At 67.9% G+C, this 22,710-nt stretch carries 15 protein-coding genes and 1 pseudogene; 10 read left to right on the top strand and 6 right to left on the bottom strand.

Annotated features, from left to right (window positions below):
* Positions 1-98: 98 nt before the first annotated feature.
* From ACNQVK_RS06345 to ACNQVK_RS06310, 8 genes and pseudogenes are all read left to right on the top strand, one after another.
* Positions 99-863 carry a decaprenylphospho-beta-D-erythro-pentofuranosid-2-ulose 2-reductase gene (locus ACNQVK_RS06345; protein WP_418028850.1) on the top strand — a complete coding sequence of 255 codons (765 nt, stop codon included), beginning with the start codon at positions 99-101 and terminating at the stop codon, positions 861-863.
* Positions 863-2,767: a galactan 5-O-arabinofuranosyltransferase gene (locus ACNQVK_RS06340; RefSeq protein WP_418028849.1), complete on the top strand. Its 1,905-nt coding sequence runs from the start codon at positions 863-865 to the stop codon at positions 2,765-2,767. Before ACNQVK_RS06345 ends, ACNQVK_RS06340 begins: the two co-directional genes overlap by 1 nt.
* Positions 2,757-6,022: pseudogene (locus tag ACNQVK_RS06335) on the top strand (arabinosyltransferase domain-containing protein). The gene ACNQVK_RS06340 and the pseudogene ACNQVK_RS06335 overlap by 11 nt, the downstream one beginning before the upstream one ends.
* Before the next feature lie 183 nt (positions 6,023-6,205).
* A complete protein-coding gene (locus ACNQVK_RS06330) occupies positions 6,206-9,472 on the top strand; it encodes an arabinosyltransferase domain-containing protein (protein ID WP_418028848.1) in 3,267 nt (1,088 codons plus the stop codon).
* The gene (locus ACNQVK_RS06325) at positions 9,469-12,669 is read left to right on the top strand and encodes an arabinosyltransferase domain-containing protein (RefSeq protein ID WP_418028847.1); all 3,201 of its coding nucleotides are present in this window, start codon (positions 9,469-9,471) and stop codon (positions 12,667-12,669) included. The genes ACNQVK_RS06330 and ACNQVK_RS06325 overlap by 4 nt, the downstream gene beginning before the upstream one ends.
* A gap of 2 nt (positions 12,670-12,671) precedes the next feature.
* Entirely contained in the window at positions 12,672-13,244 is a 573-nt protein-coding gene (locus tag ACNQVK_RS06320) for a TetR/AcrR family transcriptional regulator (RefSeq protein WP_418028846.1), read from the top strand.
* Positions 13,214-13,384 carry a hypothetical protein gene (locus tag ACNQVK_RS06315; RefSeq protein ID WP_418028845.1) on the top strand — a complete coding sequence of 57 codons (171 nt, stop codon included), beginning with the start codon at positions 13,214-13,216 and terminating at the stop codon, positions 13,382-13,384. The genes ACNQVK_RS06320 and ACNQVK_RS06315 overlap by 31 nt, the downstream gene beginning before the upstream one ends.
* Positions 13,385-13,479: 95 nt before the next feature.
* The gene (locus ACNQVK_RS06310) at positions 13,480-14,463 is read left to right on the top strand and encodes an oxygenase MpaB family protein (RefSeq protein ID WP_418028844.1); all 984 of its coding nucleotides are present in this window, start codon (positions 13,480-13,482) and stop codon (positions 14,461-14,463) included.
* Here the strand turns inward: ACNQVK_RS06310 and ACNQVK_RS06305 are convergent.
* Positions 14,460-14,903, bottom strand: coding sequence for an SRPBCC family protein (locus ACNQVK_RS06305; protein ID WP_418028843.1), 444 nt, complete (start codon positions 14,901-14,903; stop codon positions 14,460-14,462). The genes ACNQVK_RS06310 and ACNQVK_RS06305 overlap by 4 nt on opposite strands.
* 40 nt (positions 14,904-14,943) lie before the next feature.
* On the opposite strand from ACNQVK_RS06305, the gene ACNQVK_RS06300 reads away from it, so the two are divergent.
* Entirely contained in the window at positions 14,944-15,576 is a 633-nt protein-coding gene (locus ACNQVK_RS06300) for a TetR/AcrR family transcriptional regulator (protein ID WP_418028842.1), read from the top strand.
* On the opposite strand, the gene ACNQVK_RS06295 is transcribed toward ACNQVK_RS06300, so the two are convergent.
* The 5 genes from ACNQVK_RS06295 to ACNQVK_RS06275 all read right to left on the bottom strand — a co-directional run bounded on the left by ACNQVK_RS06295 (position 15,561) and on the right by ACNQVK_RS06275 (position 21,337).
* On the bottom strand, positions 15,561-16,007 hold the full coding sequence (locus ACNQVK_RS06295) for an RDD family protein (protein WP_418028841.1): 447 nt from the start codon (positions 16,005-16,007) through the stop codon (positions 15,561-15,563). The two genes, ACNQVK_RS06300 and ACNQVK_RS06295, sit on opposite strands and share 16 nt — an antisense overlap.
* Entirely contained in the window at positions 16,004-16,462 is a 459-nt protein-coding gene (locus tag ACNQVK_RS06290; RefSeq protein ID WP_418028840.1) for a hypothetical protein, read from the bottom strand. The genes ACNQVK_RS06295 and ACNQVK_RS06290 overlap by 4 nt, the downstream gene beginning before the upstream one ends.
* Before the next feature lie 189 nt (positions 16,463-16,651).
* A complete protein-coding gene (locus tag ACNQVK_RS06285; RefSeq protein WP_418028839.1) occupies positions 16,652-18,082 on the bottom strand; it encodes a phytoene desaturase family protein in 1,431 nt (476 codons plus the stop codon).
* Positions 18,079-19,848 carry a DUF3556 domain-containing protein gene (locus ACNQVK_RS06280; protein WP_418028838.1) on the bottom strand — a complete coding sequence of 590 codons (1,770 nt, stop codon included), beginning with the start codon at positions 19,846-19,848 and terminating at the stop codon, positions 18,079-18,081. Before ACNQVK_RS06280 ends, ACNQVK_RS06285 begins: the two co-directional genes overlap by 4 nt.
* A 25-nt stretch (positions 19,849-19,873) precedes the next feature.
* Complete coding sequence (locus ACNQVK_RS06275; RefSeq protein WP_418028837.1) at positions 19,874-21,337, bottom strand: class I adenylate-forming enzyme family protein; 1,464 nt, start codon at positions 21,335-21,337, stop codon at positions 19,874-19,876.
* A 106-nt stretch (positions 21,338-21,443) separates the two neighbouring features.
* Between ACNQVK_RS06275 and ACNQVK_RS06270 the strand changes: the two genes are divergently transcribed.
* Positions 21,444-22,709: a PucR family transcriptional regulator gene (locus tag ACNQVK_RS06270; protein ID WP_418028836.1), complete on the top strand. Its 1,266-nt coding sequence runs from the start codon at positions 21,444-21,446 to the stop codon at positions 22,707-22,709.
* The last annotated feature ends 1 nt before the right edge of the window (position 22,710 follow it).

The following is a 22,710-nucleotide window of genomic DNA, read 5'->3' as shown; positions in this document are numbered from 1 at the left end:
AATGCGGTCAAGGTCCTGCGCCCGGATTGCTCGAATTTTCGAAGGAAACCGCACGGTACCCTCGTCACGATGTCCCCCGAGGCTTGGAGCTGCGCTAGATGGTGTTCGACGCCGTAGGTAACCCCCAGACGATTCTGCTGCTCGGCGGCACTTCAGAGATCGGGCTGGCGATCTGTGAGCGCTATCTGCGCGACGCCTCTGCCCGCATCGTGCTGGCCGCCCTCCCCGGGGATCCGGGCCGCGACGACGCGGTGGCCCAGCTGCGTAACGCCGGCGCCAGTTCGGTCGAGGTCATCGACTTCGACGCGCTCGACTCCAAAAGCCACCCCGATGTGATCGACAAGGCATTCGCCTCCGGTGACGTGGATGTCGCGATCGTCGCCTTCGGCCTGCTCGGCGATGCCGAAGAGTTGTGGCAGAACCAGCGCAAGGCCGTCCAGATCGCCGAAATCAACTACACCGCAGCCGTTTCCGTCGGCGTCCTGGTCGGTGAGAAGATGCGCGCCCAAGGCTACGGCCAGATCATCGCGATGAGCTCCGCCGCGGGCGAGCGGGTGCGCCGGTCCAACTTCGTCTACGGCTCCACCAAGGCCGGACTCGACGGGTTCTACCTCGGCCTCGGTGAGGCCCTGCGCGAGTTCGGCGTGCGGGTCCTGGTGATCCGGCCCGGTCAGGTGCGCACCCGCATGAGCGCCCACGTCAAGGAAGCCCCGCTGACCGTCGACAAGGAATACGTGGCCGACCTGGCCGTCACCGCGTCGGCCAAGGGCAAGGATCTGGTCTGGGCGCCTGGCGCGTTCCGCTACGTGATGATGGTTCTGCGGCACATCCCGCGGCCCATCTTCCGCAAGCTTCCCATCTGATGCAGGCCGGACTGGCCGGTCCGGCCAGGGTGACCGGACACATGGTGATCGCCCTCATGCTCGCCTCGGCGGTGGCCGGGGTGTCCATCGCGGCGATCGCCCAGGTCCAATGGCCGGCCTACAACACGTCCAACCAACTGCACGCGCTCACCACGGTGGGCCAGGTCGGCGCGCTGGCCGGAATCTTCGCCGCCGGACTGATCTGGCGTCGAGGCCGGCGCACCCTGGCCCGGCTGGCCGCGCTGATCTTCCTGTCCGCGTTCTCGGTGGTCACCCTGGCGATGCCACTGGGCGCCACCAAGCTGTACCTGTTCGGGGTCTCGGTCGACCAGCAGTTCCGCACCGAGTACCTGACCCGGCTGGCCGATGCCCCCGGCCTGCACGACATGACCTACTTCGGGCTTCCGCCCTACTACCCGGCCGGCTGGTTCTGGATGGGCGGGCGCATCGCCGCGGCCACCGGCACCCCGGCCTGGGAGATGTTCAAGCCCTGGTCGATCGTCTCGATCACCATCGCCGTGGCACTCGCTTTCGTGTTGTGGGCAACCATGATTCGCTTCGAGTACGCGCTGATCGTGACCACCGCGAGCACCGCCGCGATGCTGGCCTACTCCTCCACCGAGCCCTACGCCGCGATCATCACCGTGCTGTTGCCGCCGGTGTTCGTGCTGGCCTGGTCGGGGTTGAGAGGCAAGACCCGCCCCGGCGAGCCGGGAATTCAGCACAGTGGGGGTTGGGCTGCCGTCATCGGCGTCGGGATCTTCCTCGGCTTCGCCGCCCTCTTCTACACCCTGCTGCTGGCCTACTGCGCGTTCACGCTGGCGCTGATGGCGCTGGTGCTGGCGATCGCCCGGCGCAGCATCGACCCGTTGCTACGCCTGGCCGTCATCGGCGTGATCTCCGGGGCCATCGCCCTGATCACCTGGGGCCCGTACCTGCTGGCGTCACTGCGCGGAACACCCGCAGAGAAGGGCACCGCCCAGCACTATCTACCCGACGCCGGCGCCCAGCTGACCTTCCCGATGCTGAGCTTCACGCTGCTCGGCGCGCTGTGCATGCTCGGCACGCTGTGGCTGGTGGTCCGCGCGCGCTCCTCGACGCGGGCCGGGGCGCTGGCCATCGCGGTGCTCGCGGTCTACGCCTGGTCGCTGCTGTCGATGCTGACCACCCTGGCCGGCACCACGCTGCTGTCCTTCCGGTTGCAGCCCGCACTGACCGTGCTGCTCACCACCGCGGGCGCGTTCGGCTTCATCGAGGCGACGCAGGCCATCGCGAGGCGCTACCAGCCGGAAACCGCGCAGCGCATCACCATCGCGGCCGCCGCCGTCGGCGTGATCGGCGCCGTCACGTTCAGCCAGGACATCCCCGACGTGCTGCGCCCCGACATCAACGTGGCCTACACGGACACCGACGGAACCGGGCAGCGGGCAGACCGCCGGGCGCCCGGGGCCGAGCGCTACTACCGCGAGATCGACGCCAAGATCGCCGAGGTCACCGGAGTGCCGCGCAACCAGACCGTGGTGCTGACCGCCGACTACAGCTTCCTGTCGTACTACCCCTACTACGGCTTCCAGGGCCTGACGTCGCATTACGCGAACCCGCTGGCCGAATTCGACAAGCGTGCCAAGGCCATCGAGGGCTGGGCCACGCTGAGCAAGGCCGACCAGTTCGTGAAGGCGCTCGACGAAATGCCGTGGAAGGCGCCGACCGTGTTCCTGATGCGCCACGGCGCGAACGACACCTACACGCTGCGCCTGGCCTCCGACGTCTACCCCAATCAGCCGAACGTGCGCCGCTACCACGTGGCGCTCGACGCGGCACTGTTCAAAGATCCACGTTTCGAGGTGACCGACATCGGCCCATTTGTCCTGGCGATCAGAAAGCCCGCTCCCAATGGCCACTGATACGCCGATAGCATCAGAGCCCGTGACGGGACCGCAGGGAACCGCCGGCAGCAACCACCGGACGGTGCGGCTCATCGCCGTCGTCGCCGGTTTGCTCGGCGTATTGATGGCGGTGGCGACACCGCTGCTTCCGGTCAAACAGACGACCGCCCAGCTGAACTGGCCACAGAACGGCACCTGGCAGAGCATCAACGCGCCGCTGATCGGGTACGTCGCCACCGATCTGACCATCACCGTGCCGTGCCAGGCCGCCGCAGGCCTGGCCGGACCGGAGAATCGCGGCCGAACCGTCCTGCTGTCGACCGTGCCCAAGCAGGCGCCCAAGGCCGTCGACCGCGGCCTGCTGATCGAGCGGGTCAACAACGACCTGCTGGTCATCGTGCGCAACACCCCGGTGGTCAGCGCGCCGCTGGATGCGGTGCTCAGCCGGCCTGCCAGTCCCTGACCTTCACCGCGCACGCCGACAAGGTGACCGGCGAATTCGTCGGGCTCACCCAGGCCGATGCCAGTGACACCGCCGACGACCCCGACGCGCCCCTGCGCGGTGAGCGCGGCGGCTACGACTTCCGGCCGCAGATCGTCGGCGTCTTCACCGACCTGTCCGGCCCCGCACCCGAGGGCCTGAAGTTCTCGGCCACCATCGACTCCCGGTACAGCAGCGCCCCGACGCTGCTCAAGCTGATGGCGATGATCATCGGCGTCGCCATGACCGTCATCGCCCTGGGCGCGCTGCATCGTCTCGACTCCGCCGACGGTGTCCGGCACCGGCGTTTCCTGCCGCCGCGATGGTGGTCGATGAAGCCGCTGGACGGACTGGTCACCGCGGTCCTGGTGTGGTGGCACTTCGTCGGGGCCAACACCTCCGACGATGGCTACATCCTGACCATGGCCCGGGTGTCCGAACACGCCGGCTACATGGCCAACTACTACCGCTGGTTCGGCACCCCCGAGGCCCCGTTCGGCTGGTACTACGACCTGCTGGCGCTGTGGGCCCACGTCTCGACCGCCAGCATCTGGCTGCGACTGCCCACGTTGCTCATGGCGCTGGCCTGCTGGTGGGTGATCAGCCGTGAGGTGCTGCCACGGCTCGGTAGGGCCGTCAAGACCAACCGCGCGGCCGCCTGGACCGCCGCAGGCATGTTCCTGGCGTTCTGGCTACCGCTCAACAACGGCCTTCGCCCCGAACCGATCATCGCCCTCGGCATCCTGCTGACCTGGTGTTCGGTGGAACGCGGGGTGGCCACCAACCGCATGTTGCCGGTGGCCATCGCGATCATCATCGGTGCGCTGACCCTGTTCTCCGGCCCCACCGGTATCGCCGCCGTCGGTGCCCTGCTGGTCGCCGTGGGACCGCTGAAAACGATTGTGGCCCGGCATACCTCACGCTTCGGGCACCTACCGCTGCTGGCCCCGATCCTGGCCGCCTGCACCGTGACGATCATCCTGATCTTCCGCGATCAGACCCTGGCCGGCGAGATCCAGGCCAGCACCTTCAAGTCCGCCGTCGGCCCCAGCCTGGCCTGGTTCGACGAGCACATCCGCTACTCGCGGTTGTTCACCTCGAGCCCGGACGGTTCGGTGGCGCGGCGCTTCGCGGTGCTGACCCTGTTGGTGGCGCTGGCGGTGTCGATCGCGATGACGCTGCGCAAGGGCCGCATCCCCGGCACCGCCGCCGGTCCGAGCCGACGCATCATCGGCATCACGATCATCTCGTTCCTGGCGATGATGTTCACCCCGACCAAGTGGACGCACCACTTCGGCGTGTTCGCCGGGCTGGCCGGATCCCTCGGTGCGCTGGCCGCCGTCGCCGTGACGGCCGTCGCGATGAAGTCGCGCCGCAACCGGTCGATGTTCGCCGCCCTGGTGCTGTTCGTGGTGGCGCTGTCGTTCGCCACTGTCAACGGCTGGTGGTACGTCTCCAACTTCGGTGTGCCCTGGTCGAACTCGTTCCCCGAATACAAGTTCGGGTTCACCACCATCCTGCTGGGCTTCTCGGTGCTGACCTTGTTGTTGGCGGCCTGGTTCCACTTCAGCGGCCGCGACAAGTCCCCGGACGAGCCGCAGCACCGCTGGCAGCGGATCGTCCAATCACCACTGGCCATCGCCGCGTGGGTGCTGGTGATGTTCGAAGTGGTGTCACTGACCCTGGCGATGACCAATCAGTACCCGGCCTGGTCCGTCGGGCGTTCCAACCTGGAGGCGCTCACCGGCAAGACCTGCGGACTGGCCAGCGACGTGATGGTCGAGGAGAACGCGAACGCCGGCCTGCTGGCCCCGATCAACGAACCTCCCGGCCAGGCCCTCGGCGCGGTCACCGCGCAGGGATTCGGCCCCAACGGCATCCCGTCGGACGTCTCGGCCGACCCGGTGATGGAACAGCCCGGCGCCGGCAACTTCGCCGACAGCGACTCCGGCACCGTGACCGGCAGCGAGGTGGGCACCGAGGGTGGCACCACCGCGGCCGCCGGCGTCAACGGCTCCCGGGCCCGGCTGCCCTACGGCCTCGACCCGGCCACCACCCCGGTGCTGGGCAGCTGGCGCGCCGGCACCCAGCAGCCCGCGATCATGCGCTCGGCCTGGTACCGGCTGCCCGACCGCGATCAGGCCGGACCGCTGCTGGTCGTCGCCGCAGCGGGCCGCTTCGATCCGGGCGAGGTCGTCGTGCAATGGGCCACCGATGCGCAGGCCGCCGAGAACAAACCCGGCGGCGGCGTCGGATTCGCCGATGTGGGCGCCGCCCCGGCCTGGCGCAACCTGCGGGCCCCCATGGCCGCCATCCCGCGCGAGGCCACCCAGATCCGGTTGGTCGCCTCGGACGACGACCTGGCCCCGCAGCACTGGATCGCGGTGACCCCGCCGCGGATCCCGCAGCTGCGCACCCTCCAGGACGTGGTCGGGTCGCAGGACCCGGTCCTGCTGGACTGGCTCGTGGGCCTGGCGTTCCCGTGCCAGCGCCCGTTCGGCCATCAGTACGGCGTCACCGAGGTGCCCAAGTGGCGGATCCTGCCGGACCGCTTCGGCGCCGAGGCCAACTCTCCGGTGATGGACTACCTGGGCGGCGGCCCGCTGGGCATCACCGAACTGCTGCTGCGGCCGTCGAGCGTTCCGACCTATCTGCGGGACGACTGGTTCCGGGACTGGGGTTCGCTGCAACGGCTCACGCCGTGGTACCCGGACGCCGAACCGGCCCGTCTGGACCTGGGCACCGCGATCCGCAGCGGACTGTGGAGCCCGGCGCCCCTGCGGCACAGCTAGGACGGCGTCGGGCCCAGGTGTCCCGCACTGCGCGGCGGATTGCAGTCACCATCAAGCAGCAATCCGCCGCACAGGCCCTGCGCCGTCTCGGTGAGGCTGCTTGATTAGAAGTTCACACACACACTCACCAAAAGGGCGACGGAGAACCGGGGCTCACATACGGGTCGCATAACATCGAGCCTCGTGCCTTCCGATGAGCCAACCGACCGTGTTGTGGGCATCGCACGCCTGATCGCCATCGTCGCGGGCATCGCGGGTGTGGTGCTGTGCGCGCTGGTGCCGCTGCTGCCCGTCAAACAGACCACCGCGACCATCCTGTGGCCGCAGGGGACCGACGCCGGAGGAAACGTCACCGCGGTGACGGCCCCGCTGGTGTCGGGCGCCCCGCAGTCGCTCGACGTGTCCATCCCGTGCTCGGCGATCGCGACCCTGCCCGCCCAGGGCGGCCTGGTGTTCTCGACGATCCCCTCGGGTGGCATCGACGCCAGCCGCAACGGGCTGTTCGTGCGAGCCAACGCCGACACCGTGGTCGTGGCGTTCCGCGACTCGGTGGCCGCCGTCGCCCCCCGTGCGGCGATCAACGCGGGCGGCTGCAGCGCCCTGCATCTGTGGGCGAACCTCGGCGGCGTCGGCGCGGACTTCGTCGGCATCCCCGGTGCCACCGGCACCGCGGCCGTGGAGAAGAAGCCACAGGTCGCCGGGCTGTTCACCGACCTGAAGGTGGCACCACAGCCCGGGTTGAGCGCCCGCGTCGACATCGACACCCGCTTCATCACCTCACCCACCCCGCTGAAACTGCTGGTGATGGCGCTCGGCGTGGTGTGCGTGGTGGCCTCGATCATCGCGCTGGCCGTCCTCGACCGGCGCGGAGGACACCGTGTCGGCGGGGCATGGAGACGCTTCGTCAAGGTCCCCGTCGGAACCTGGATCGCTGACATCGGCGTCATCGGCGGCCTGCTGCTGTGGCACGTCATCGGCGCCATCTCGTCGGACGACGGCTACAACCTGACCATCGCGCGAGTATCGGCCGACGCCGGCTACACCGCCAACTACTTCCGCTACTTCGGCGCCACCGAGGCCCCGTTCGACTGGTACCAGTCGGTGCTGGCCCAGTTCGCGGCGATCAGCACGGCCGGCGTCTGGATGCGGGTGCCCGCCACCCTGGCCGGCATCGGCACGTGGCTGTTGCTCAGCCGCTGGGTGATCCCCCGGCTCGGACATCGCGTCGCGCGCAACAGCGTCACCATGTGGACCGCGGGCGCGGTCTTCCTGGCCGCCTGGTTCCCGTTCAACAACGGCCTGCGGCCAGAACCGCTGATCGCCTTCGGCGTGCTCGCGGTGTGGGCGCTGATCGAGAACACGATCGCCACCCGCCGAATCTGGCCGACCTGCCTGGCGATCATCGTCGCGGCGTTCAGCGTGACGCTGGCCCCCCAGGGAATCATCGCGCTGGCTCCCCTGCTGGTCGGTGCCCGCAGCGTCGTCGGCATCATCCGCAGCCGCCGCATCGCCCTGCCCGCGGTGGCCGCGCTCGCCGGATCGGCCGCCCTGGTGTTCGTCGTCGTGTTCCGCGACCAGACCCTGGCCAGCGTCGCCGAATCGGCCCGGATCAAATACACCGTCGGCCCGACCATCTCCTGGTACCAGGAATTCCTGCGCTACTACTTCCTCACGGTCGAAGACTCCGTCGACAGCTCGCTGACCCGACGGTTCGCGGTGCTGACCATGATGCTGTGCCTGTTCGGCATGATCGCAGTGCTGCTGCGCAAGGGCCGGGTGCCCGGGCTGGCCAGCGGCCCGGTCTGGCGGCTGATCGGCACCACCGCGATCGGCCTGCTGCTGCTGCACTTCACCCCGACCAAGTGGGCCGTGCAGTTCGGCGCCTTCGCCGGGCTGGCAGCAGCGCTCGGGGCGGTGACGGCGTTCGCCTTCGCCCTGGTGGGCCTGCACAGCCGACGCAACCTGGCCCTCTACGTCACGGCGCTGCTGTTCGTGCTCGCCTGGGCCACCTCCGGCATCAACGGCTGGTTCTACGTCGGCAACTACGGCGTGCCCTGGTTCGACCGGCAACCGGTGATCGCCGGATTCCCGGTGACCACCATCTTCCTGGCCCTGGCGATCGTCACCGCGGTGCTGGCCGGCTGGTTGCACTTCCGGATCGACTACGCCGGGCACACCGAAGTGGCCAACACCCGGCGCAACCGGGCACTGGCGTCGACGCCGCTGCTGGTGGTCGCGACCATCATGGTGGTGCTCGAAGTCGGGTCGATGGCCAAGGGCTTCGTCCAGCGCTACCCCGTCTACACCACCGCCAAGGCCAACGTCTCGGCGCTGACCTCGGGACTGTCGTCCAACAGTTGCGCCATGGCCGACGACATCCTGGTCGAGGCCGACACCAACGCCGGCATGCTGCAACCGGTCGAAGGCCAGACCTACGGCGAGTACGGCCCGCTGGGCGGCGAGAACCCGGTCGGATTCACCCCCAACGGAATCAGCGACACCCTCGAACCGCCGAAACCGGTCGTCGCCAACCCCGGCACGGTGAACTCCGACGGATCGCCCAACAAGCCCAACGTCGGCATCGCCTACGCCGCCGGCACCGGCGGCGGCTACGGACCCGTCGGCGTCAACGGTTCCCGGGTGTACCTGCCGTTCGGCCTGGACCCCGCGCGCACCCCCGTGATGGGCAGCTACAAGGAGAACACCGTCGCGGCCAAAGCCACCTCGGCCTGGTACCAGCTGCCGCCACGCACCGCGGACCGGCCGCTGGTGACAGTCGCCGCCGCCGGCGCCATCTGGTACTACGACGAGGAGCACGAGTTCCACTACGGCCAGTCGCTGAAACTGCAGTGGGGCGTGCACCGTCCCGACGGCAGCTTCCAGGCCCTCGACGCCGTGCAACCGATCGACGTGTTCGCCCAATACGCCTGGCGCAACCTGCGTTTCCCGCTGGCCTGGGCGCCGCCGGAGGCCAACGTGGCCAGGATCGTCGCCGACGATCCGAACCTCTCGGATGACCAGTGGTTCGGCTTCACCCCGCCGCGGGTGCCGACCCTGCAGACCGCGCAGCAGTTCCTGGGCGCACAGACCCCGGTGCTGATGGATATCGCGACCGCCGCGAATTTCCCCTGCCAGCGCCCGTTCTCCGAACGGCTCGGTGTGGCCGAGCTGCCGGAGTACCGCATCCTTCCCAACGTCAAGCAAGTGGTGGTGTCGTCGAACATGTGGCAGTCCGCCCAGAAGGGTGGTCCCTTCCTCTTCATCCAGGCGCTGCTGCGCACGTCGACCATCCCGACGTATCTGCGTGACGACTGGTACCGGGACTGGGGCTCGATCGAGAAATACGACCCGGTGGTGCCGGCCGGGCAGGCGCCCGTCGCCAACATCGATGAAGGAACCCAGCGAGTGTTCGGCTTCAGCCGGCCCGGACCGATCCGAGCCCTGCCATGACCGTGACCGTGCGTGAACACGCCGCCGACAAGAACGTTCAGGTGACCCGCTGGGTCGCGATGATCGCCGGCCTGATCGGCTTCCTGTGCGCGGTGGCCACACCGCTGCTGCCGGTGGTGCAGACCACCGCCACGCTGAACTGGCCTCAGGCCGGTCAGATGAACAGCGTCACCGCACCGCTGATCACCCAGACGCCGGTCACGATGTCGGTGACGGTGCCCTGTGAGGTGATCCGGTCGATGCCGCCCGAGGGTGGCCTGGTGCTGGGCACCGCACCCAAGGAGGGCAGGCAGGCCGCCCTCAACGCGCTGTTCGTCAACGTCAACAGCAAGCGCGTCGACATCACCGACCGCAACGTGGTGATCGCGAGCGTGACGCGGGACAAGGTCAGTTCGCCTGCCTGTGAACGCATCGAGATCACGTCGTCGGACGCGGGAACCTTCGCCACCTTCGTCGGCCTCACCGGCACCGACGGCAAGGAGCTGCGCACCGGCTTCGCCGACCCGAACCTGCGGCCGCAGATCGTCGGTGTCTTCACCGAACTGAGCGGACCTGCCCCGCAAGGGCTTTCCCTGTCGGCCACGATCGACACCCGGTTCACTTCCAAGCCCACCCCGCTCAAGCTGGTGGCGATGCTGCTCGGCATCGCGGCCACGGTGGTCGCGGTGCTGGCGCTGTGGAAGTTGGACCGGCTCGACGGACGGCGGATGCACCACCTGATCCCCACCCGCTGGCGCACGTTCAGCGCCGTCGATGTGGTGGTGGTCGGCGGGTTCCTGACCTGGCACGTGATCGGGGCGAACTCGTCGGACGACGGCTACATCCTGCAGATGGCACGGGTGGCCGACCACGCCGGCTACATGTCGAACTACTTCCGCTGGTTCGGCAGCCCCGAGGATCCGTTCGGCTGGTTCTACAACCTGCTGGCCCTGATGACCCATGTCAGCGACGCCAGCATCTGGATGCGGCTGCCCGACCTGATCTGTGCGCTGGTGTGCTGGCTGCTCCTGTCGCGTGAGGTGCTGCCCCGCCTCGGGCCCGCAGTCATCGCCTCCAAGCCCGCGCTGTGGGCTGCGGGCCTGGTTCTGATGGCGGCCTGGATGCCGTTCAACAACGGGCTGCGTCCCGAGGGCCAGATCGCCACCGGCGCACTGATCACCTACGTGCTGATCGAACGGGCCATCATCTCCGGACGGCTCACCCCCGCCGCCATGGCGATCATCTCCGCGGCCTTCACCCTCGGCATCCAGCCGACCGGCCTGATCGCCGTCGCCGCGCTGCTCGCCGGTGGTCGTCCGCTGCTGCGCATCCTGGTGCGCCGTGGCCGCACGCTCGGCGTGTGGCCGCTGGTGCTGCCGCTGCTGGCCGCGGGCACGGTGATCCTGACCGTGGTCTTCGCCGACCAGACGCTGGCAACGGTGTTGGAGGCGACCAGGATTCGCACCGCGATCGGCCCGAGCCAGGAGTGGTACACCGAGAACCTGCGCTACTACTACCTGATCCTGCCGACCGTCGACGGCTCGCTGTCGCGCCGGTTCGGCTTCATCATCACCGCGCTGAGCCTGTTCGCCTCGCTGTTCATCATGTTGCGGCGCAAGCGGATTCCCGGTGTGGCCCGCGGGCCGGTATGGCGGCTGATGGGCATCATCTTCGCCACCATGTTCTGCCTGATGTTCACCCCCACCAAGTGGGTGCACCACTTCGGCCTGTTCGCCGCGGTGGGTGCGGCCATGGCCGCGGTGGTCACCGTCGTCGCCGGGCCCGCGGTACTGCGTTCGGCGCGCAACCGGATGGCGTTCACGTCTGCCGTGTTGTTCGTGCTGGCCCTGTGCTTCGCCACCACCAACGGCTGGTGGTACGTGTCCAGCTACGGCGTGCCGTTCAACAACGACAAGCCCAACATCGGCGGAATCACGGTGAGCGCCATCTTCTTCGCGCTCTTCGCCGTCACCGCCCTGTGGGCGTACTGGCTGCATCTGCGGCCCTCGGCCGAGGGCCGACTGGCACGGGCACTGACCGCCGCACCGGTGCCGATAGCGGCCGGGTTCATGGTGGTGGTCTTCGTCGGTTCGATGCTCTACGGCGTGGTGCGCCAGGACGGCACCTACTCCAACGCGTCGTCGAACCTGCGAGCTTTCGCCGGTGGTTGCGGCCTGGCCGACGATGTGCTCGTCGAACCCGACACCAACGACGGGTTCCTGACCCCGGCGCCGGGCGACTATGGGCCGCTGGGGCCACTCGGCGGCACCGCACCGACCGGGTTCACCCCGAACGGGGTGCCGGACCACATTGTCGCCGAGGCGATCCGGATCACCGTGCCGATGCCGGGCATCGACGCGGACTGGAACGCGGACGCCAAGCTGGACACCCCCGGCATCAACGGATCGACGGTGCCGCTGCCCTACGGGCTGGACCCGGCCCGGGTTCCACTGGCCGGCAGCTACGTCGAAGGCCCGGCACAGCAGGAGAGCAAGCTGGCCTCGGCCTGGTACCAGCTGCCCGCCCCCGACGCCGCCCATCCGCTGGTCGTCGTCACCGCGGCCGGAACCATCACCGGCAACAGCATTTTCAACGGTCGCACCGAAGGCCAGACGGTCCAGCTCGAATACGGACGGCCCGGGCCCGACGGTGCAGCGGTGCCGGCCGGACGGGTGACGCCCTACGACCTCGGACCGATCCCGTCATGGCGCAACCTGCGGTTCGACCGCAGCGAGATTCCGGCCGACGCAACGTTCGTCCGGGTCATCGCCGAGGACAAGTCGCTGAGCCTCGGCGACTGGATCGCGGTCACGCCGCCCCGCGTGCCCCAGGTCAAGACCGTGCAGGAGTACATCGGCTCACAGCAGCCCGTGCTGATGGACTGGGCTGTGGGCCTGGCCTTCCCGTGCCAGCAGCCAATGCTGCACGCCAACGGAGTCACCGAGGTGCCGAAGTTCCGGATCACCCCGGACTACAACGCCAAGATGAAGGACACCGACACCTGGGAGGACGGCATCAACGGCGGCCTGCTGGGCATCAGTGACCTGCTGCTGCGCCAGCACGTGATGGCCACCTACCTGAACAAGGACTGGGGCCGCGACTGGGGTTCGCTGCGCAAGTTCGACACCATCGTCGATGCGGTTCCCGCGACGATCGAGCTTGGGACAGCGACACATTCCGGTCTCTACAAGCCGGGCCGGATCCGTATCAAGCCGTAATCGTGACCGATCCCAACCATGGCGAGTCCCCGGCGCCCGCGGATCAGATCCGCGAGCTCAGCCGGGACGACAGCCTCGGCGCACTGCCGCGGCACCGGCATGGGCTGTCCCGAGCCGAGGTGCGTCACTCTCAGGAGACGCGGGTTCGGGTGGCGACCGTCGAAGTGGTGGCCGAACGCGGGTACGCCGGGGCGAGCGTGCGTGAGATCGCCTCGCGTGCCGGCATTTCCACCAAGACGTTCTACGAGCTGTACGCCGACAAGGAGGTCGCGTTCCTCGCGACCTACGCTGCGGTGGACATCGTCGTGGAACGGATGCGGGTGGCATCCACGTCTGTCACGACGGCCAAAGCCGCGGTCGAAGCCGGACTGCGGACGTATCTGGCCACTCTCGCCGCCAACCCCGCATTCACCCAGAGTCTGGTGGTTGAGGCGGTGGCCTCCACCGACCGGATCCGGGAGCGCCGCACCCAGGGCTTGCGCGATTTCGCGTCCGTTCTCGTCGACGGGCTACGCCGGGTCCGCGGGCCGGCCGGCCCGATCCCATGCCGGCGCCAGGCGATGAGATTCTGCTGATCGGTGCCCTCGGCGCCGTCAACGAGCTGGTCGTCCAACATCTGGGTTCCGAACCCGCGTCCAGCTTGCTCGACATCACCTCACCTGCAATGGAACTGCTGGGGCGGATCTTCCTGACCGCCGACGAACGCATGGGCTGACCCTCTTCATTTGACCGATCCGCATCCTGCGGTGCTATCGTCGGCCCAATTGAGAAGACGGTCGTTTTCTCTATAACGACGATGAGGAGTTCGTTGTGTCACAGCTGCCCGACGTCGATGCCGATGCCGAGACGCGCCGCCCCGCAGTGACCTCCGCCGGGGCAACCGACGACCCACTGGCGCCGGGCACGGTCGGCCATTGGGTCAGCGCCCACCCGCTGGTACTGCTCTACGCCAACGTCCCTGCGCTGATCATGCCGACGCTGTACCCCAGGATCGCCCACGTGCTCAGCGAGAAGGACCGTGCACTGAACGGAACCGAGGACCTGCCCACACTTCAGGCCGCATCCCGACGGCTGATCAGCACCTACGAAATGGTGATGGGCATCGTGTTCGCCGGCCCCGAAAGCGACGACGTGGCACACGGATTGCATGAACTGCACCGCCCGATCGCCGGTTCCATGCCCGACGGCACCGCCTATCATGCGTGGAACAAGGACATGTGGAACTGGACCTGGGGTTCGATCCTCAAGGGCGGCTTGGACATCGCCGATGAGTTCCGGCTGTTCCGCGACGACCGGGAACGCCAGGAGGCGTACCGCGGGCTGAACGAGGTGGGGCGCAGGTTCGGTGTTCGCAACTTGCCGGACACCTACGACGACTTCGTTACCTACTGGCAGCCCATCGTCGAGGACACCCTGCAGGTCAATCCTCAGGTTCAGTTCATCGTCGACCACGCGCTGTATCCACCGAAGCCGCGTGGCTGGGGCCTGGTGCCGATACCGTTGTGGCGCTTGATCTCCCTGCCCTTGACCCGCACTCTCCGCGTCGGGGTGCTGGCCGGGGTGCCGGAGAAGTTCCACGCCGAGATGGGCCTACGGACCACGCGCGTCGACCTCATCGAACGCCGGTTGCACGCCGCCTTCTGGCGGGCGATGCCGCGGTCGCTCTCCGGACGTTTCGGGCCGGCCTATTTCACCCTGCGGCGCCGCTTCGGCCAGCCAGGATGGCGCACGCACTACTCCCGCGAGCAACTGGACGCCCACCGGGCCGAGTCCGACCGGCTCCGGCTGACCTAGGAGCGCTTTTCAGCCGCCAGGACGAGCTTGCGCGACAACGTCCCGAGCACCACGCGGAGGACGAGCCAGTAGGCCGATCCGACCACGCGCCAACGGGTCTGGTACCCACCTCGCCAGGCCACCTCTGTTCCACCGGAGACCCCGGTGAACGTCACCTCGGCCTGATAGTCGCGGATCGGGCCGTCGGCGAGCATGGTGTAGCCGTGCCGGTGGTCTGGTTCGTGGATGGTGGTCATCTCGCGGGTCGGCTTCTTCCGGGTGCCCACAGCACGGATCGCCCCGACCCCACCGTCGCCGGCCGGGCCGCGGGATTCCCAGGCCGAGTAGGGAATCAGGGGCGAGGCCCACTCGGACCACCGGGATCCGTCGGAGACGATGGCGAACAGGGTATTTGGCGAGGCCGTGGTGTGGCGCCGAATGACGCATTCGTAGCGGTTCACGGTTCGCGACTTTAACAGAACAATGTTCTATTATTTCAGGATGCCGGAATCCGCCCCATCATTCACCCGGGCACGCAGCGAGGCGCAGCGCCAGGACCGGCTGTCCGGATTGGTGACAGCGACGAGGGAGTGCCTGGCGCAGACGCGCGCCGCGACGCTGACGCTGGGCGACGTGGCCGCCGCTGCCGGCCTGGCCAAGTCGGGCATCCTGCGGTACGTCGGCTCCCGCGAAGCGCTACTGCTGCGGGTGATGTACGACGAGCACCTGCGCTGGATCGATGCACTGGCGGCCGAACTCCACACCGCCGCTCCGGCTGCGGCACTGGCCCGCACGCTGGCCGCGCGACCCGTGCTGTGCGACCTGATCGCGGCCTCGCCCGCGCTCATCAGCCGGCTCGGCCCGGACGATCTGGCCGTTTTGGCGACTCAGGCCCAGGATGCCCAGCAGCGGCTCGGCACGGCGCTACAGCCGTCGCTGCCGTTGTCCGATGATCAACTCCGCTCCCTGACGGCAGCCGTCCACGCATTCACCGGCACGGCATGGGCGTGGACCACCCCGGGACCGGCCGGGCGCAACACGATGGTCACCGATTTCGAAGCCACCGTGGCCGGGCTGCTCGTAATCTTCATCGCGGGCCTGACGCAGCGCGGGGCGGCTCACGGCTTGGCGTAGACCACCCTGCTGCTGAACACGATGTCCTGCAACGACCTTCGTCTGGCATCGACGGCCACCCAGAGCAGGCCCACCGGAAACAGGACATAGGCGACCGCCCGCAAGAACGCGACCACCGGAGACAGCCGGTTGGCACGGACCGCCGTCACGCGCAGGCCCATCGTCACCGCCCCGGCCGTGCAGCCCGACACCGCCCAGCACCCGGTCAGATACAGCACCGCGACGCCGAACATCACCGCGGTCGAGAACACCACGCTCAGCGTGGGAAGGCTGAATGCGGTGGGGTTGAACATCAGTCGGGCCAGCACCAGCCCCAGATACAGGGCACCGAGCACGACGCCGACGACCACGAGGTCGATCACCGCGGCGATGCCACGACTGACGATGCCCGCGGCGCGCGGCGGCTCGTCGGCCGAACCAGCGGAGGTCAACTCAGGTCCCGCTCACGGCCGAGCAGCCGATCTACGAACCCGGACACCACGTCGTCCGCACGCTCGCCCTGCGTTCGCACATCAGCCATGACTTCCGTGGTGACCGACTCGGTGGACTGCCGGATGATGGCCGGCAGGTCAATGCCATCTACCACCTCGTTGGCCAAGCCGATCAGATCGACCCGTTCCCGTACCAACTCGTTGAGGTCGAGTTCGTCGAGCACCCGGTCCACGATCTGCACGGCGATCGCGCTGACCGCCGTCTTGACCGGTTCGACGCCCGCGGCGATGACCTGCTCCCCGCGGGCCGCCAGATCCGTCCTCGCCCGCCGCAACCAGCCTCCGACGACCGGCAGTCCCTCGACGCCCCGGTAGGCCGATACCGCGCCACCGACGACGGTTGCTGCCGCACCGGCGGCAACCGTCACCGCAGGATGATCCGCCAGGCCGGGCACGGATGGAATCGTAGCCGTGACCGGACCCCCACACAGCGGCGGGAATCCAGCCAACGCCGATGACCTGTGGACAACTTGTGGATGGTTTTCGACGGGCCCAATATTGCCGCTGATCACACCGTACGTTTGTGAATTACACGCTTGTGAGTAGGAATGTGTGTCGATGGCCTGTCGCAAACTTCACCAGACTCACCGCGCCAGGGCGGAGAGCGCGACCGCAGCGGCGTTGGCACCGCACATGCCGTGCGCGCCGGGTCCCGGTGGCGTCGCCGCCGAGCACAGGTACATGCCGGGAACACCAATTCGGTAGGGCTGCAGCGTAGTCCGCGGGCCGAACACCAACTGCCGGATGTCCTTGGCACCCGTACAGATGTCCCCGCCGACGTAGTTCGCGTTGTACACCGACATCTCGGTCGTAGAGCGCACCGCCATCCCGACGATCCGGTCGCGGAACCCGGGCGCGAACCGCTCGAACTGGCCGATGATCGCCTCCGTCGCATCGCCGGTATAGCCGTGTGGCACATGGGCATACGAGTACACCGGGTTGATGTCGCCGACCGAACGCCCCGGATCGGCCACATACTGCTGACCGACGAGCACGAACGGCCGCCGCGGCATCCGGCCGGCCTGGATCTCCCGCTCGGTCGCGGCGATCTCACCGAAGTCACCGCCCAGATGCACCGTCCCGGCACCGCCGACCGCGGGGTTCTTCCACGGCACGGGACCGTGCAATGCGAAGTCGACCTTGAATGCCCCTGGACCGTAGCGGAATCCACCCAGGCCACGGGCCACCCGCCTGGGCAACCGGTCCCCGAGGATGTCGGCGACCGCCGTGGGTGCGAGATCGAACATCGTCACGTCGGCCGGCGGGAGCTGCGCCGCGGAGGTGACCCGAACACCGGTCTCCACCTTGACGTCCAACTCCGCGAGCACCGCCGCCAGCGCATCGGTGATGGCCTGCGAACCGCCCTGAGCCACCGCCCAACCGTGCCGGTGCCCCGCCGTGATGATGCCGAGACCGATCGCCGACGTCAGCGGATAGTGCAGGGGCCGGAAGGTATGTGCCGCAACGCCGCCGAACAATGCCCGGGCCGCCTCGGTACCGAACAGCCGGGCGAATGCCGAGGCCGGCAGCACCGTCGGCACGCCGAACCGGGCCAGCGTCAGCGGATGCTTCGGCACCCGCAGCAGCGGCCCCATGATGTCTTGCGACAGGGTGTCGAACTTGGCCGACGGCCTGCCGAAGACCCGCCGCCATCGACCGCCGTCCGCGCCGAGCGCCGCCGCGGTGTCGTCGACGCTGCGGTACAGCAGGCCGGCATCACCGTCGTCGAGCGGATGCGCACAATCGATCTCGGGCCATTTCCACTGCAGTCCATGGCGTTCCAGCCCGAGACCGTTCAGGAAAGGCGAACCGACCGCCATCGGATGGATGGCCGAGCAGTGGTCGACAACGAGGCCGTCGGGGAAACCATCCACGAGGGTCCGGCTCGACGAGCGCACCCCGCCGCCGATCGCGTCGTCGGCCTCCAGCACGGTGACGTCCACACCGGCCGACGCCAGCGTGATGGCGGCCGCGAGCCCGTTCGGCCCGGCACCGACCACGACCGCGGTACTCACTGGTTGACCCGGGTCCGCTGCTGCCAGGTGACGTTCAGCGGGATCGGCCCATTGGGCAGCCAGGGCTGTTCGTCGACGAGGTCCGACACGTTCCAGGTTCCCCGTTCGATCACCCCGAGGGCCGCGTCGATCAACTTGTACTCCTGGGTCTTCTTGTGGATCGGCTGGGACTCCACCCATGCAATCACAAACTCACCCGGCTCGAACTGAGCCTCAGCCTGGATCGCAGCGATCAGGTCCTCATTGTGCAGGTGGCCGTCACCGAAGTTGAAACCGATGATCGTGTTGCACGACATCTCCCCCTCCCGCACCGTGCGGGTATCGATATCCGGGAGTGATTTCAGGAGAACCGAATACAGCCCGCGGCCCTGGCTGTGCAGGGCCCGCCATGCGGTGACCTGCTGCGTGAAAACCTCGGCGTCGACCGGATCCCACCCGAAGTTGATGTACTGGTCGACCGTGTTGGGCGCCGACCGGGTCACGCGGTTCAGTTTCTGCTCGGCACCGGGCGTGAAGGTCCACACCGCAGAGGCCCAGTTGCCTGCGTACTGCCGCATGGCAGGCAGGAAGGACACCAGGTCGGGCCGCAGATTGCCCAGCACCGGGAAGAAGCACAACCCGATCAGCAGCGCAACGGTGAGCCACGGCGATGACATGTCCCAGATCGCGTAGCCCTGCCAGTTCGGGAAGCCGAGGAACAGGAAGACGGTGGCATAGGCGAACAGCACGTTCCATTCCACCGGCACCGCGAGCGGGAACGTCGAGATGATGAACAGGTGGAAGCACACCATGACAGCGGCCGCACCGAAGGTCAGCCACGGCCACGGTGAGAGCAGCAGCGTCACCGGCGCGACGATCTCGACGAAACTGCCCGGACCATGCGCCATGAAGGTGGCCAGGTGCGACGGCCGCAGGTCGTCCGGGAAGTTGCGGTAGTGGGCGCGCTTGAGCCACTTGACCGGAAGCGTCGGGCTGTTGCTCACCATCGGCGGGATGACATTGGTGAAATGCAGGCCGAACTTGGAGATGCCGGCCCAGATCCACACGGTTCCGATCAGGAGCTTGCCGGCGATGATCATGTCGACGAACGGCAGCGTGGCGAAGAACAACAGCGCGGGCAGGTACTGCTCACCGCGGGCAGCCAGGAAAATGGTCTTGTCCCGCAACCCGATCACGACCAGCAGCAGCATCGGCACGATCAGCAGTGCCGGATTCACCAGGCCCGAATCATTGTCCGGCAGCACAGCCGACAGCGAATCACTGTGCACGCCGGGAGCAACCAGTGCCGCCACGACGGCAACCAGCAACGCCAGATAGACGATCACGTCGAACCAGGTGCGCCGGTCACCGTTGGTGAACGGCACCGCTTTCCAGGGCCGCAGCCGAATCGTGTTGATCTTGGCCCAGAATCGGTAGCCGCCGGTCATCGGTTTGGTCTTGCCGGCAAGTGGGCCCCACGACCCGGCGAGCCCGAGGAGTTCGAGCAGGATGGTCCACAGGATCACCTTCTGGTACACGATCGGCTGGTTCCACCAGCCCGAGACATGCCAGAAGGCAGGCAGATCGGAGGTCACGGTCGCGATGGCCACCCCGCCCAGCGCATAGAAGAAGACCAGCTTGACGATGTAGAGAACGTGAATCATCCGGGGTACGCCGAGGCCGTGGTCAGCCCACTTGACGGTCATGACCCGGATCCGCTCCATGAGGGGGAGCCGCAGAAATTCTTCGAGGTCGCCCTCGGGCAGGGTTGGTTTGACGAATCCCATGATGAGCTCCTTCGGTGGGATCAGGTTAGTTTTGCGGGGCGACGACAGCGAGGGCTTTGCGCAGCGACGGCTTGTCGATCTTGCCGACAGGGTTCTTGGGCAGCTCCGGGAGAATCGTGATCGCCACGGGCAGCTTGTATTTCGACAGCGCAGCGCGGAGATGGCCGGCAATGACATCGACGTCCAAGTCGGTGCCGGGGTGCAGAGCGGCGAACAGCACCGGTTCCTCGCCGTACACCGGATCGGCGCGTCCCACGACGGCAGCCTCGGCGATCTCGGGCAGCCGGTGGACGACCGTCTCGATCTCCTTGGGGTAGATGTTCTCCCCACCGCGGATGATCATGTCCTTGGCCCGGTCCACCAGCACCAGATAGCCATCCTCGTCGAACCTGCCAAGATCCCCGGTGTGCAACCAGCCGTCGACCACGGTGCCGGCGGTCTCCTCCGGGCGGTTGAGATAGCCGCGCATCACGTTGGGACCCTTGATGATCACTTCACCGACCCTTCCTTGCGGGAGGATCGCGCCGGAGCTGTCGACGATGCGGATCTCCTGACCGGGCAACGGCACGCCGACGGTTCCCGCCTTGCGCTTGCCGTGCAGCGGATTGCCGGTGCTGGCGCAGGATCCTTCCGACAAGCCGTAGCCTTCGATGATCCCGATGCCGTACCGCCGCTCGAACCGATCCAGGAGTTCGACGCTGGCCGGCGCCGCGCCGCACACCGCGAACCGCACCGAGCTGGTGTCCGGCGCCACGGTGCCGGGCAGTCCGACGAGCATGGTGTAGATCGTCGGTACCGCGGAAAAGTAAGTGGCGCGGGTAGTTTCGACCCGGTCGAAGAACGTGACCGGGTTGAACCGGCCAGCGATGGTGGTCCGACCACCGGCGATCAGCGGGGACAGCGCGCTGACCACGATGGCGTTGACGTGGAAGAGCGGCAGGATCAGCAGGCTGTGGTCGGCCGCGGTGAGCTCGAAGCCCTGGATCACCATGTCGCACATGGCGTTGACATTGGCGTGATCGAGCATGACGCCCTTGGGCCTGCCGGTGGTGCCGCTGGTGTAGATCAGCAGGGCCAGCGTGTCATCGGCATTGCCGTCGGGCGCGACCGGTTCCGGTGTCCCGGCGGCCAGGTCGCCGAGTGTCAGGACCGGCACCTGCGCCTCGGTGTCGTCATCGACGACGAGCACCTTGGACCCGGCGTCGGCAACCTGATAGGCCATCTCGGCGGGCACCAGGGTCGGACTGATCGGCGTGACGGCGGCACCCAGGCGCCAGGCCGCGAACAGCACCACGACGAATTCGGCGCGGTTGGGGAGCCTGACTGCGACGACGTCATCGGGCCCCACACCGGCCGAACGCAGTGCGTTTGCGGCCCGCGTCACCGCACCGAGAAAGGCGGCATTGTCGTAATCGAGAGCGTCGTCGGCGACGGCGGGGGCCTGTGGAGCCGCCGCGGACCGAAGGTCTGGCAAGGAGGCGAGGTTCATGTCACGACGGTAGGTATTTTGTGGTCGCCGCCACACCATCGCGGGGAGATGAAGTCGACCCGACGATTTGTTGCCGGGAGACAAAAATGCGATCTAGGGTCAGCGCATGGATCCCGCGGTCGCCACCGCTTCCGCCGAGGTGATGGACCGGTTGATGGCCCGTCAGGTCACGGTGAGCCACTTCGTGCAACAGGCCCTGGCCAGCAACATCACGCAATTGCGTGGGGACAGGGAGCTTGTGCAACTCCTCGGGGCCAGCGTCGCGGGCAATGTCGAGACCATCTTCAACGCCCTTCGCCACGACATACCGCTCGACAACATCGAACCGCCCACCGCGGCCTTGGAGTACGCCCGCCGCGTGGCCCAGCGCGGTGTCCCGATGGACGCGCTGGTGCGGGCCTACCGCCTGGGCCACTCGCTGGTGATCGACGCCGCGTCCGAGGAGGTCAACGCCGCCGGACTGGACGCGCGGATCGGGCTGGCGGTGTTCGAGCGCATCACCTCGGTGTCGTTCCGCTACATCGACTGGATCAGCCAGCAGGTGGTGGTGGTCTACGAGGAGGAGCGTGACCGATGGCTGACCAACCAGAACAGTGCCCGGGCGCTGCGGGTACGTGAAGTGCTCGAGGCCCCGGCGTCAGCCCCGGCCTCCGATCCGGAAGCGCTCACCGCGGCACTGCGATACCCCGTACAGCGCACGCATCTGGCCATCGTGCTGTGGTGGCCCGCCGATTCGGAACACGAAGACGGGCTCGGCCGGCTGGAGGCGGTGCTGCGGGAAATCGCCGATGTTCTCGGGCCACAAGGCAGTCCGCTGTTCGTGGCGGCCGACCGCAACACCGGATGGGGGTGGATACCGTTGACCTCGGCCGCGGCGGATGCGGCGGTCGACGCCGTCCGCACTCACCTCACCGCACGGTCGGCCTCACCCGCCGTCGCGCTCGGCACGCCCTTGTACGGTGTCGAAGGCTTCCGTAGATCGCACCGCCAGGCCATGAAGGCCCGTGGTGTGGCACTCGCCGCCGGCACCGACGGGGTCATCGCCGCCGGCGACCCGGGACTGGCGGCCGCGGCTTTGATCGCTGAAAACCTGGACGATGCACGGGAATTCGTGTCGGAGACGCTGGGCGCACTGGCCTCGGATACCGCCAACGACGCCCGGCTGCGCGAAACCCTGCGGGTCTACCTGCACGACGGCGCCAGCTACAAGTCCGCCGGCGAGAAGCTCAACCTGCACTTCAACTCGGTCAAATACCGCGTCGGGCGCGCCGAAGAGCGCCGCGGCAGGCCAGTCGACGACGATCGACTCGACGTCGAACTGGCCCTGCTGTTGTGCCGGCGGTACGGAACCGCCGTGTTGTCCGGCCCCTGAC

This window comes from Mycobacterium sp. 134, from assembly GCF_048282715.1.
GTDB lineage: Bacteria > Actinomycetota > Actinomycetes > Mycobacteriales > Mycobacteriaceae > Mycobacterium > Mycobacterium septicum.
Note: the sequence above shows the minus strand (reverse complement) of the source record. Positions and strands in the feature narration are given on the sequence as shown.